At 70.7% G+C, this 12,181-nt stretch carries 9 protein-coding genes; 8 read left to right on the forward strand and 1 reads right to left on the reverse strand.

All coding sequences use genetic code 11. The annotated features are described in order from the left end of the window. Nucleotides 1-13 precede the first annotated feature (13 nt). The 3 genes from KPL78_RS24020 (at nucleotide 14) to KPL78_RS24030 (ending at nucleotide 2,846) form a co-directional block, all read left to right on the forward strand. On the forward strand, nucleotides 14-1,138 hold the full coding sequence (locus KPL78_RS24020; RefSeq protein WP_219765508.1) for an alpha-hydroxy acid oxidase: 1,125 nt from the start codon (nucleotides 14-16) through the stop codon (nucleotides 1,136-1,138). Continuing rightward, nucleotides 1,135-2,352, forward strand: a complete 1,218-nt coding sequence (locus tag KPL78_RS24025) for an MFS transporter (RefSeq protein WP_219765509.1) — start codon at nucleotides 1,135-1,137, stop codon at nucleotides 2,350-2,352. Before KPL78_RS24020 ends, KPL78_RS24025 begins: the two co-directional genes overlap by 4 nt. Before the next feature lie 122 nt (nucleotides 2,353-2,474). Then, entirely contained in the window at nucleotides 2,475-2,846 is a 372-nt protein-coding gene (locus KPL78_RS24030; RefSeq protein ID WP_219765510.1) for a response regulator, read from the forward strand. Nucleotides 2,847-2,880: 34 nt separating this feature from the next. Here KPL78_RS24030 and hemN read toward each other — a convergent pair whose 3' ends face one another. Further along, nucleotides 2,881-4,239: an oxygen-independent coproporphyrinogen III oxidase gene (gene hemN, locus KPL78_RS24035; protein ID WP_219765511.1), complete on the reverse strand. Its 1,359-nt coding sequence runs from the start codon at nucleotides 4,237-4,239 to the stop codon at nucleotides 2,881-2,883. A 182-nt stretch (nucleotides 4,240-4,421) separates the two neighbouring features. Between hemN and KPL78_RS24040 the strand changes: the two genes are divergently transcribed. From KPL78_RS24040 to tssL, 5 genes are read left to right on the forward strand one after another with little or no spacing between them, the layout of a single operon-like run. Next, nucleotides 4,422-6,539 (forward strand): type VI secretion system Vgr family protein, encoded by a 2,118-nt coding sequence (locus KPL78_RS24040; RefSeq protein ID WP_219765512.1) that lies wholly within the window; start codon nucleotides 4,422-4,424, stop codon nucleotides 6,537-6,539. Beyond that, nucleotides 6,539-7,216, forward strand: coding sequence for a DUF6931 family protein (locus KPL78_RS24045; RefSeq protein ID WP_219765513.1), 678 nt, complete (start codon nucleotides 6,539-6,541; stop codon nucleotides 7,214-7,216). The genes KPL78_RS24040 and KPL78_RS24045 overlap by 1 nt, the downstream gene beginning before the upstream one ends. Before the next feature lie 37 nt (nucleotides 7,217-7,253). Next, nucleotides 7,254-9,341, forward strand: coding sequence for a type VI secretion system-associated FHA domain protein TagH (tagH, locus tag KPL78_RS30670; protein WP_219765514.1), 2,088 nt, complete (start codon nucleotides 7,254-7,256; stop codon nucleotides 9,339-9,341). A 27-nt stretch (nucleotides 9,342-9,368) separates the two neighbouring features. After that, nucleotides 9,369-10,706: a type VI secretion system baseplate subunit TssK gene (gene tssK, locus KPL78_RS24055; protein ID WP_219765515.1), complete on the forward strand. Its 1,338-nt coding sequence runs from the start codon at nucleotides 9,369-9,371 to the stop codon at nucleotides 10,704-10,706. A 37-nt stretch (nucleotides 10,707-10,743) separates the two neighbouring features. Continuing rightward, nucleotides 10,744-12,180, forward strand: coding sequence for a type VI secretion system protein TssL, long form (gene tssL, locus KPL78_RS24060; RefSeq protein ID WP_219765516.1), 1,437 nt, complete (start codon nucleotides 10,744-10,746; stop codon nucleotides 12,178-12,180). Nucleotide 12,181 lies beyond the last annotated feature (1 nt).

A 12,181-nucleotide genomic window follows, 5' to 3' on the forward strand; every position in this document is an offset into this window, starting at 1 on the left:
CGCGAGACACACCATGCCCGTCAATCCCGAAACCCTGGCCGCGCTGCAGGATAAGTACCTGGCGCTCCATGAATTCGTGAAGGTCGCGAAGGGGCGGCTCGACGCCAATCTCTGGGATTACCTGGTCGGCGCGACCGAGACCGAGACCACCATGCGGCGCAACCGCATGGGCATCGATGCGCTGGCGTTGCGCCCGCGTGTGCTGCGCGACGTGTCGGAGATCGACAGCACCTCGACGCTGTTCGACAAGACGATCCGACTGCCGGTCTTCCTCGCCCCGGTCGGTGGACTCGAATTCATGGCGGTCGGCGCAAATGGCGCGGTGACGGCGGGCGAGGGGGCGTCGGGCTTCGGCGTGCCGATCATGCTCTCCTCCGTCTCGAAGCCGGGCCTCGAGGATGTCGCCGCCGCGGCGACGGGGATGAAGATCTACCAACTCTATGTCCGCGGCGATGCCGCCTCGATCGAGGACAGCATCCAGCGCGCCAAGGCCCACGGCTATGATGCCTTCTGCCTGACCGTGGACACCGCGATCTATTCGCGGCGCGAGCGCGACATCGTCCGCCGCTTCGCCAAGCCGTGGCGCGCCAGCGCGACCAACCAGGCGCAACACTACCAGGCACAGCTCAACTGGAACGATGTGAAGCGCATCAAGGACCAGCACCCGGACCTGAAGCTGATCCTCAAGGGCATCGCGACCGCCGAGGATGCGATGATCGCCGTCCAGCATGGTGTCGAGGTCGTCTATGTCTCCAACCATGGTGGGCGGCAGCTCGACGCCGGGCGCGGGTCGATCGAGGTGCTGCCAGAGGTCGTCCAGGCGGTCGGCGGCCGCGCCAAGGTCTGGGTCGATGGCGGCTTCTCGCGCGGGACGGACATCGTGAAGGCGCTGTGCCTCGGCGCGGAGGCGGTCGGGCTCGGGCGGCTTTACTGCTACGCGCTTGCGGCCGATGGCGCGGCCGGCGTGGTGCGGCTGCTGGAAATCCTCGAGAACGAGTTTCGCTCGGCGCTTGGCCTGCTCGGCGTGACGTCGGTGGCCGAGCTCGGGCCGGGCTTCGTGCATGCGGCGATGCCGACCAACCTGCCGCATGTGCACAGTGCCTTCCCGCTGCTGAGGCTGGACGATTCCGGATATTGAACACGCTCTCGGCCGGCCCTGGCCGAAGTCCGGTCCGCGCGCTCTTCGCGAATGCTGAGTTCCGGCGGCTCTGGGCCGCCGGGGGGATCACCAACGCGATGCGCTGGCTGGACATGCTGGTCAGTGGCCTCTTCACCTTTGGGCTGACGGATTCGGCGCTCGCCGTCTCGCTCGTGCTCACGTCGCGCGCCCTGCCGATGCTCGCCATGGGCGCGCTGGCCGGCGCGATCGCGGAGAGCCTCGATCGCCGGCGCCTGCTCATGGCCGGGCAGGCGACGCAGGCGGTGACGGCGCTGATCATCGCCGTGTTGGCGGCGACAGGGCTGCTCCAGCCCTGGCACCTCTTCGTGAACGGGCTGGTCGGCGGGCTCGCCTGGACCAACGAACTCGCAACGCGCCGGCGCATGGTGGCCGAGGCCGCGGGGCCTGCGCATATCAGCCGCGCCATCGCCTTCGACAGCATGACATCCTCGACCACGCGCATGCTGGGACCGGTCGCCGGCGGCGTGTTCTACGGGGCCGTCGGCGTCACCGCGGCCTATGGCATCGTCGCCGGCCTCTACCTCACGGCTTTCCTGCTGGTGCTCGGCGTGCGGCACAGCCAGCAGAGCCGCCCCCTGGTTCTGAGCCGCCTGGCTGGCGAGATCACCGAAGCCGCGCGCATCGCCCTCGCGCATCCCGCGCTGCGCCTAGTGCTGGGGGTGACGGTGGTGATGAATGTCTTCGGCTTTTCCTATACCGGCATCCTGCCTGCTTTCGGGGCCATCGCCTTCCAGGCCAGCCCGGCCGAGGTGGGACTTCTGGCGGCGGGCGAGCCCTTCGGCGCATTGCTGACCGGCCTGGCGCTGGCATTGCGGCGCGGGGCGGCGCCGGGCCGGCTGCTGATGGCGGCGGGCGCGGGCGGCTTCCTGGTGACGCTGTTCCTCGCTGCGCTGGCGCCTTCCCTGCCGCTGGCCGTGCTTCTGCTGGTGATCGGCGGGCTTGGCACGGCAGCCTTCTCAAACCTCCAGACCGGCCTCGTAATGATGGAGGCGCCGCCCGATGCGCGGTCCCGGATCTTGGGATTGACCACGACCTGCATCGGGGCCGGGCCGCTCGGCGTGCTGCTGGTCGGCGCGTTGGCGGACGCGACCGGGCCGCGCCTCGCCGTCGTGACCATGGCGGTGGTGGGTCTGGCAGGACTCGGCCTGGTCCTGATGATCACGCGACGCTGATGTATCGTTCGCCCTTGTGGCCTGTCTGAAACCATCCCGGTCGTGGTATCGACGCGGCCCCGATGCCGGCCGCCCCCCTTTCGTGCCGCGCCATCCCAGAGAGTAATCCAAGGAACCGTCGAATGCCCCCCGAGTCTCCCACCCACCGCATCCTGGTCGTTGAGGATGAGGCTCTGGTGGCCATGCTGGTTGAGGACGCGCTGGAGGATGCCGGCTTCGGCGTGATCGGCCCGGTGCGCTCGGTGGCCCAGGCGCTGGAGGTGCTGGAGGCGGAGCGGCCGGACGCCGCGGTGCTCGACCTCAACCTTGCCGGCGAGAATTCGGTCTCGGTCGCCGATGCGTTGGTCGCGCTCGGCATCCCCTTTGTGGTGGCGACGGGCTATGGGGCGGCTGGCCTACCGGCGGGGCACCGCGGGGTGCCGGTGCTGCCGAAACCCTATGACCCGGCCGATCTGACGGCGGTGCTGGCGCGGCTGTGCGAGGGGCGCCGGTAGCCTTCACCGGCCGGGCTTGGCGCAGCCTGCCCGGTCACACCGCCGCGCTGTGCCGCCCGGCCGCCGGCGCCAGGTAGGCGTCGAAGCAGGCGGCGAAGTGCCGCAGGAAGGGCCGGCCAAGGTCGGTCAGCACGAGGCGGCCGCCCCGGCGTTGCAGGAAGCCCTCGGCGAGCAGCGCGTCGAGCCGTGGGCCGGCATCCCGCAACACGGCTGGCGGCACCGCATCGAGGGCGAGGCTGCCCTCGCACATCACCCGTTCGATCAGCGTGCCGCGCAACCGGTCATCTTCCGTCAGGGCACGCCCGCGCGCGACGGGCAGCCGGCCGGCTTCGACGGCGGCCAGCCAGCGGCGCTCATCCGGCTCGTTCTGCACATAGCCCTGTGGCGTGCGCCCGATCGCCGAGGCACCGATGCCGAGCAGATAGGGCGCCGTGTCGGTGGTGTAGCCCTGGAAGTTGCGGCGCAGCATGCCGGTGGCGGCTGCGCGCGCCATGGAATCGCCCGGCAGCGCGAAGTGGTCGAGGCCGATCGCGACATAGCCGGCATCGGTCAGCACCTGGGCCGCGGCCTCGGCCTGACGCATGCGCAGCGCGGCGCCGGGCAGATCCTCGGTGCGGATGGCCTTCTGGTGCGCCTTCATCCAGGGCACATGGGCGTAACCGAAGACCGCCACGCGGTCGGCGCCGCACTTGGCGGCGAATTGGGCGGAGGCCTCGACCTCGGCCACGCCCTGGGCGGGCAGGCCGTAGATCAGGTCCATGTTGATGCTGCCGATGCCGCCGGCACGCAGGCCGCGCACCGCGGCCTCGACCATCTCGGCGGGCTGGACGCGGCCGATCAGCGCCTGCACCGCCGGGTTGATGTCCTGTACGCCGAGGCTCGCGCGCCGCACGCCCATGCTGGCGAGGGCTGCGATCATCGGCGCTTCGAGGGTGCGGGGATCGAGCTCCGCGGCAATCTCGGCATCGTCGCGGAAGGGGAAGAGGCGGCGCAGGGCCGCGGCCAGGCGCGTGAGCCCCTCGGCGCCGAGCGCGGTCGGCGTGCCGCCCCCGAGATGCAGCGCGGCGACGCCGCCATGCGCCGGCAGCAGGGCGGCGATCATCGCGGCCTCGCGCTCCAGCCCGGCCTCGTAGCGCGCGATGCGCGCAGCGGATCGCGTGACCGCGGTATGGCAGCCGCAATACCAGCAGAGCGCGTGGCAGAAGGGCACATGCACGTAGAGGGACAGCGCATCCTCCGCCGTGCAGGCGCCGAGCCAGGAGGCCGCCTCCTCCGGCGCGAGGGGCGCGAAATGCGGGGCGGTCGGATAGCTGGTGTAGCGCGGCAGCGGCATCGCCGCATGGCGCAGCAGCGTGTCCTCGGCGGGGTTGGCGGGGCCGGGCTGATCGAGCATGCCGCCTTCTGCCCGATGTGACGCGGCGCACGCCTTGCGCTGGCGCAAGACCGCCGCTCCGCTTTGGACCGCGACAGGCCGGATGAAACGCTTCATCTTGCGACCGCCCGGGCCCGGCGCGGCTGTTTCGTGACGCGGACAGAGGTGGCTATGCTGCGCGCCGGGGCAAAGGAGCCGTTTGTATGTCCGAGGAGCTGAGCCAGGGGCCGCGTCTGCTGGCGATCGCCACCTCGACCGGCAAGGAGCTGGTCCTGCGCAGGGTCGAAGCCGTGGAGGCGATCTCCCGGCCCTATCTGGTGCGCGTCGAGGTCCTGAGCGAGGACAAGGCAATCACCGCGGCGGACATGATCGGCCAATCCGCGCTGGTGACCATCACGCGCGGCGAGAGCGAGCAGCCGCGGCAGTTCCACGGCATGATCGCGGCCTTCCGCAAGCTCGGCGTCTTTGGAACGAAATACGCCTCCTATGGGCTCGAGATCGTGCCGACTTTCTGGAACCTCACGCGCAAGTCGAATGTGCGCGTCTTCCAGAACGAGTCGGTGCCGGCGATCATCAAGAAGCTCTGCCAGGAAGGGGCGGCGTCGGCACCCGTCTTCATGTCCGCGCCGGAAACGCCGCGGCCCTATTGCCTGCAGTACAACGAGACGGATTTCGATTTCTGCCAGCGGCTGATGGATGAGATCGGCGCCGGCTACTACTTCATCCATGGCGACAACGAGCATGTCATGCTCGTCGCCTCGTCGCTGGCGGACTATTTGCCGGTTTCTTCGGGACCATACAGGGTCAGCTCGGGCTCGACGGCGTGGGATTCGCTGACCGGCTTCCATCAGCGCGCGCGACTGAAGCCCTCGGCGGTGCGCAGCCTGGACTACGATCTGCAGAAGCACTCGGTGCTGCTGGACGGCACGACGGCGACCAACATCACCGACGTCTACAACGACGCGGCCTTCCAGATGTTCCAGTGGCCGGGCGGGCAGCATACCAAGGCGGACGCCGATCCGGCGCTGCTGTCGATGCAGACCTACGAGGCGGAGGCCGAAGTCGCACGGGCGACGGCCTATGACCCGGCGCTGCTCGCCGGCGCGCAGATCAAGGTTGTCACGGACCCGAGCAGCGACGCCGAGACGCCTTTCCTCCTGACCCAGGTGGTCCACAGTGCCTTCGACGAGACGCACATCGTCGATGGCGGCAGCCAGGGCTATTCCTGCGCCATCACCATGATGCCGGCGGACCGCCCCTATCGTCCTCGGCATCCGCGTCCGCGCCCGCATGTGCCGGGCCTGCAGTCCGCGATCGTGGTGGGACCGAAGAACGAGGAGATCTACACGGACAAGTTGGGGCGGGTGAAAATCCGCTTCCTGTGGGACCGCCACTGGCCGGCCGACGACACTGCCTGCGAGATCTGGGTGCGCGTCGCCCAGCCATTCGCCGGCAAATGGGGTGGCACCTTCTTTCTGCCGCGCATCGGGGACGAAGTGCTGGTCGGCTTCGTCGATGGCGATCCGGACAAGCCGGTGATCGTCGGCTCGCTCTACAGCGACGACGCACCGCCGCCTTTCCCGATGCCCTCCAAGAAGGAGCAGGGGGGCTTCTCGACCCGATCGTCGAAGAAGGGTGGCACGTCCAACGCCAACATCCTGCGCTTCGACGACACCAAGTCGTCCGAGGAGTTCTTCATCCAGGCCGAGAAGGACATGAACGTCCTGATCAAGAATGCCAGGACGGAGACGATCAATGTCGGCAGCTTCGACGGCGACGACACCTACTACCTGAAGAACGGCCACAAATACGTCACCGTCCACACAGGCAACTACGACGAGTGGGTGGACACGGGGAACCGCGAGACCGTCGTCGGCACCGGCAACTTCAACGTCTTCGTCCAGAAGGGCGACCACGGCACGGTGGTCGACAAGGGCAACCTTGGCGTCTGGGTGAAGGAGGGCAACCTCGATACCGAGGTCCAGAAGGGCCACCAGACGCTGACGGTCGGTACCGGCAATTCCACGTCCACGGTTAACGGAAACATCACCCAGACGTCCAAGACCGGCAACATCACGGTCGAGGCGAAGGCGGGCAAGATCACGCTGAAGGCGCCGCAGGCGATCGAGCTGATCTGCGGTGGCAGCTCGATCAAGATGTCGCCCTTCCAGATCGAGCTGAAGTCGATGATGATCAAGAACGACGCGGAGATGATGTTCGAGGCCAAGGCCGGCCTCATGAGCAAGGTCGAGGCGATGTTGAACCAGGTGGAAGGCAGTGCCGTGACCATCGTGAAGGGGGGCATCGTCCTCATCAACTGATGACCCAGATCCCCCCCAAGCTTGCCGTGCCGCTCGCGCCCCTGCTGCCGCGGCTTGAACTCGACGGCGATGGCCAGGCTGCCATCGCCGGCGCCGATTCGGCTGGCGCCGGCGTGGAGCGTCTCGTCGCCGCCGGCCGGCACCAGGATGCGGTGAAACTGGTCGCCCATGCGCTGCCGAAGCGCGAGGCGGTATGGTGGGCCTGCATGTGCGCGCGCGCCATTCCCGATGCCGCCCTGCCGCCCGAGGATGGCGGCGCCATCACCGCGGCGGAGGGCTGGGTGCGCCGTCCCGACGAGCCCGCGCGCCGTGCCGCCGCCGCCGCGGCCGAGAAGACGAAGTTCGCGACGCCGGAATCCTGGACTGCCATGGGCGCCTTCTGGAGCGGCGGGAGCATGGCGCCGGAGGGCCAGATGGCAGTCCCGCCGCCGGATCATCTGACCGCGACGGCGGTGACCGGGGCCGTGATGCTCGCTGCCGTGCGCCACGTGCCGGACAAGCAGAAGGAACGGCTGGAGCGCTTCCTCGTCAGCGCCCGCGACATCGCGGGCGGTGGGGCCGGGCGCCTGCAGCCGGAGGACCCGCCGCCACCGCCGCCGCCGGAGGAGCCGCCGCCCGCCATCAAGCCAAGGCCCATCCCGGCGCCCCCGCCGGCACCGCGGCCGAGGATGCCGTGACGATCCGCGCCATGCCGACCTGTTGAGGAGCGCGCCGATGGAACTGACCCTGACGATGATCCGCTGCCCGGACAGCGTGGTGCCCGAGCAGCGCCGCGTGCCCGGCGGCGACTACGTCATTGGGCGCGGCGCCGATGCGAGCTGGGTGCTGCCCGATCCGGACCGGCTGCTGTCGAAGCATCATTGCGTCGTCGAGTTCCGTGGCGGCGGATGGCAGGTGCGCGACCTGTCGACGAACGGCACCTTCATCAACCACGCCGACACGCCGGTCGGGCGCGACCAGGTGAAGATGCTGGAGGATGGCGACCGGCTGCGGCTCGGCGCCTATGAGATCGAGGTGCGCGTCGCCATGGCCGGCGGCCAGTCCGCGGGGCCCGCCTGGACCGGTGGTGGGTTGCCGGGCGGCGGCAACACCGTGGGTGGCGGCTGGGACCAGCCAGCGAGCCCATCGGCGGCCGGTGGCTGGGACACTGGGCCCTCGCCGGGCTGGGCCAGTGGGCCGGCCGCGCCGGCGCAGGATTGGGGCGCCCCACCCGCGCAGCAGCATGCCTGGGGTGGCCAGCCGCAGCGCGACGAGCCGTTGCAGCCGCGTCTGCCGGGCGATCCCTATCTCGGCGCCAAGCCCCCTGCAGCGGGCGCGCCCGGCCTGCCGAGCGCGTCGGGCCTGCCGACGAATTTCGATCCGTTCAACGAGGGGCCGGCCATGCCGGATCATCGCCCCTCGACAGCCGACGCCTTCACGCCGCCGCGGCCGATGCAGCAGGTCTCGGTGATCCCGGACAGCTGGGATCTGGGGCCGACGCCCTCGACGCCGGTGGCCCCGCCGCCACCCGCTCCGGGTGGGGCGCCGAACCACATTCCGGACGACTGGAACGTCGATCTGTCACCGGGCCCTGCGGCCGCGCCGCAGCGGCCCGCTCCGCCGCCTGCAGGGCCTGATCCCTTCGCGGCACCGCCGGCGCATCCGGCCGGACCTGATCCTTTCGCCGCGCCGGCGGCGCGCAGGCCCGATCCCTATGCGCCACCGCCGCAGGCGCGCCCCGCGGGGCCGGACCCCTTTGCCGCGCCACCAGCCGGCGGGCCCGACCCGTTTGCGGCACCGTCGTCACGCTCCGCCGGACCCGACCCCTTCGCTGCGTCGGCCGCGCGCGGGCCCGATTCCTATGCGCCATCGCCGCAGGCCCAGCCTGCGGGGTCCGACCCCTTCGCCGCGCCGCCGACAGTGAGGCGCGACCCCCATACGCCGCCGCCGGCATCGGGGCATGATCCTTTCGCGCCGCCGCCGGCCCATCCCGCGGAACCGGACCCTTTCGCGGCGCCCGCAGCCTATGCTGCGCCGCCGGCTGCGGTGCCCCGCACGGCGGACCCTTTCGCAGCCCCCCCTGCGCCGCCGCCGCCCGCTGATCCTTTCGCGGGTGCGGCGCCGGCCAGGGCTGCGCCACCGTCGCCACCCGCCACGCATGCGGACCCCTTCGCCGAGCCGCCGCGTCCGGCCGCGCCGCCGTCACCGCCGGTTCATGAGCCGGCGCCGGCGCGTCCCGCCGGGGCTTCGGCTGGCGGGGCCGATGCCGGGCTCGCGGCCTTCCTCGCCGGCGCGGGGTTGCCGCCGGGTCTCGCCGGCCAGGCGGATCCCGAAGTGGCGTTGCGCGCGCTCGGTGCCGCCTTCCACGCGGCGGTGTCCGGCCTGCGGCAGTTGCTGATCGCCCGTGCCGACGTGAAGCGCGAGTTCCGCATCGAGCAGACCATGCTGCGCTCGGCCGGCAACAACCCGGTCAAGTTCGCTGCGTCGGACGAACAGGCGCTCGCCGCGCTGCTCTCCGCCGGCCCCCAGGCGGGGCCGCGCGCGGTGCGCGAGACGGTGGAGGACCTCACGGCCCACCAGGTCGCGACGCTGGCCGCGACCCAGGCCGCGGCCCGGGCGCTGCTGGCGCGCCTCGCGCCCGAGGGGCTCGAGGGCGGCGACCAGGGCGGCGGCGGCCTCTTCGCGAGCAAGGACAAGCGCCTGTGGGACGCCTACAAGCGCCTCCATCAGCAGGTCACCGAACAATTCGACGATGATTTCGACAGCGCCTTCGGCAAGGAATTCGCGCGCGCCTACGAACAGGCGTCACGGCGCGACGGCTAGGCCGGGGGACAGGGGGGTAGGCTTCGGATGCTGTGGCACGACAAGGTGGTCTGGCAGGAGGGCATGTTCCTCCGGGCCCAGCATTTCCAGCAGCAGGACCGGCACGCGGAATGGATGCTCCAGGCCCGCGCGGCACCGCTGCGCCCGCATCCCTGGGGCATCACGGAACTCTCGCTCGACCGTGACCTGCTGGCGGCGGGGAAATTCGCCATCGCCTCGGCGACCGGGATCATGGAGGACGGCACGGCCTTCTCCGTGCCGGGCCATGCCGACCAGCCTCCGCCGCTCGACCTGCCCGAGGGCACGCGCAACTGCGTCGTCTATCTGGCCCTGCCGGTGCGTCAGCCGGGCAGCCCGGAGATCGCCTTCACCGAAGGCCCCGACATGGCCAATGCCCGCTACGGCATGCGTGGCTTCGAGGCGTTCGACACCCATTCCGACGCGACCGTGCCGGCCGAGCTCCAGGTCGGCCGCCCGCGACTGCGCTTCATGTTGGAGACGGAGGAACGCGCGGGCTTCACCACCATCGGCCTGACCCGCGTGGTCGAGGTACAGGCCGACCGCCGCGTCCTGGTCGATGAGCGCTTCATCCCGCCCTGCCTGCGGGTCTCGGCCACGCCGCCGCTTGCCAATCTGGTCGGCGAGTTGGTCGGCATGCTCGGGCAGCGGGCGGAGGCGCTGGGCGCGCGGCTGTCCCAGCCAGGTGCGCGCGGCGTCGCGGAGGTCGCGGACTTCCTGCTGCTGCAGGCGGTCAATCGTTGGCAGCCGCTGCTCGCCCACTGGGCCGATGCGGGGAATGTGCATCCGGAACAGCTCTATTCGGCGCTGGTGCAGTTGGCGGGCGAACTCGCCACCTTCACCGATCCGAAGCGCATGGCCGCGACTTACCCGGCCTATCGGCATGAGGACCTGCAACGGTCCTTCGCGCCGGTCGTCAGCGATATCCGCCGCAGCCTGTCGATGGTGCTGGAGACCAACGCCGTCTCCATCCCGCTCCAGGAACGCCAGTTCGGCGTGCGCGTCGGCCCTATCGTCGACCGCAACATCCTGCGTGCCAGCCAGTTCGTGCTGACCGTGCAGGCGGACATGCCCTCCGAGCAATTGCGCCGCGTCTTCCCCAACCAGGTAAAGATCGGCGCCGTCGAGCACATCCGCGAACTGGTCAACGTCGCCCTGCCGGGCATCCAGGTGCGGCCGCTGCCGGTCGCGCCGCGGCAGATCCCGTTCCACGCGGCGGCGGTCTATTTCGAGCTCGACCGCGGCAGCCCGCACTGGGCGCAGATGCAGAATTCCGGGGCCTTCGCCATCCATGTCTCCGGCGATTTCCCGAACCTCAAGATGGAACTCTGGGCGATCAGGGGCTGACCCCCTGCCGGCCCGGGCCTGACCCGAAGGACGCGCGATGAGCGACAATCCCTTCGCCGAACCGCATGACAACGACCGCACCGTCGTTCGTGGACCGGGCGGCGGTGCGCCGCCGCCCCAACCTGCCGCGCCGCCGCCGGCCTTCGGCGCGCCCGCCGGCCCAGTGGGCGGCATGCCCGGCCTGCCGACCGGTGCCGCGGCAGGCGGCGGTCGCGTCGAATCCGCGCCGCGCCTGGCGGGCGAAGCCGAGGCCGTGCCCAAGACCGGCGTCGGGCCGCTGGCCGCCGCGGCCCAGCCGCTGCTCGACCTGCTGGGGCGTCTCGCGAACCAGGGCATGACGGCCCCGCCGCAGGGCGGCGAGCTGCGCGAGCGCGCGCTGCGCGCCTTCCGCCAGTTCGAGACCGACGCCGCCGCGGCCGGGATCTCCGCCGAGCAGGTGCGCGCGGCGCATTATATCCTCTGCGCCAGCCTCGATGACGTGGTGCTGTCCTACAATTGGGGCCAGGGGTCCGTGTGGTCGGTGCAGTCGCTGGTCGCCACCTTCCACCAGGAGGTGAAGTCAGGCGACCGCTTCTTCGACGTGCTCGCCGGCATGCAGAAGGACCCCGGGCGTTGGAAGGATGCGCTGGAGGTCACCTATCTCTGCCTCTCGCTCGGCTTCCAGGGGCGCTATCGGCTATCGCCGCGCGGGGCCTCGGAACTCGATCACATCCGTACCGGCCTCTATCAGCTTCTGACCCAGGTGCGTGCACCATGGGAGCGGGAGCTCTCGCCGCATTGGAAGGGCGTGAACGCGCCGCATCGCGGGCCGCGCCGCGGTATCCCGGCCTGGGTCGCGGCCTGCGTGGCGATCTTCGCGCTCGGCATGGGCTATGCGTGGCTCGCCAATGCGATGAACGAAGGTTCGGATGGGCTCTATGAGCGCATGGCGGCGCTGCCGCCGGGCGCGCTGCCGACGATCGAGCGCGTCGATCCGCCACGGCCGCCGGCGCCGCCGCCACCGCCACCGCCCTCGGTCGCGCCGCCGCGGCCGGATTTCCTGCTGACCTTGCAGCAATTCCTCAAGCCGGAGATCGACCAGGGGCTGCTGTCCGTCTTTGGCGATGGCCGGTCGGTGACCGTGCGCATCAAGGGCGGCGGGCTCTTCGCCTCGGGTTCCGCGACGGTCGAGCCGCGCTTCATTCCGATGCTGCGGCGGATCGGGGAGGGGCTGCGGACGGAACCGGGCCGCGTGATGGTGGTCGGCCATTCCGACAACCAGCCCATCCGCACCGTGCGCTTCCCGTCGAACTTCCACCTTTCCGCGGCGCGCGCCGAGGCGGCGGAGGCGATCATCGCCGCCGCGAACGGCGATGCCGGCCGCTTCGCCTCCGAGGGCCGCGCCGATGCCGAGCCCATTGCCGACAACCGGACGGCCGAGGGCCGCGAACTGAACCGACGCATCGAAGTGGTGCTGATGCGGGGGGCGAACTGAC

The sequence above is a fragment of the Roseomonas alba genome, assembly GCF_019430885.1.
Taxonomy (GTDB): Bacteria; Pseudomonadota; Alphaproteobacteria; order Acetobacterales; family Acetobacteraceae; genus Neoroseomonas; species Neoroseomonas alba.

Bases quoted from the DNA above. Each gene is read 5' to 3' on its own strand.
- hemN (WP_219765511.1), bottom strand. From the start codon at position 4,239: ATGCTCGATCAGCCCGGCCCCGCCAACCCCGCCGAGGACACGCTGCTG.
- KPL78_RS24045 (WP_219765513.1), top strand. From the start codon at position 6,539: ATGACCCAGATCCCCCCCAAGCTTGCCGTGCCGCTCGCGCCCCTGCTG.
- tssK (WP_219765515.1), top strand. From the start codon at position 9,369: ATGCTGTGGCACGACAAGGTGGTCTGGCAGGAGGGCATGTTCCTCCGG.
- tagH (WP_219765514.1), top strand. From the start codon at position 7,254: ATGGAACTGACCCTGACGATGATCCGCTGCCCGGACAGCGTGGTGCCC.
- KPL78_RS24040 (WP_219765512.1), top strand. From the start codon at position 4,422: ATGTCCGAGGAGCTGAGCCAGGGGCCGCGTCTGCTGGCGATCGCCACC.
- KPL78_RS24020 (WP_219765508.1), top strand. From the start codon at position 14: ATGCCCGTCAATCCCGAAACCCTGGCCGCGCTGCAGGATAAGTACCTG.
- tssL (WP_219765516.1), top strand. From the start codon at position 10,744: ATGAGCGACAATCCCTTCGCCGAACCGCATGACAACGACCGCACCGTC.
- KPL78_RS24030 (WP_219765510.1), top strand. From the start codon at position 2,475: ATGCCCCCCGAGTCTCCCACCCACCGCATCCTGGTCGTTGAGGATGAG.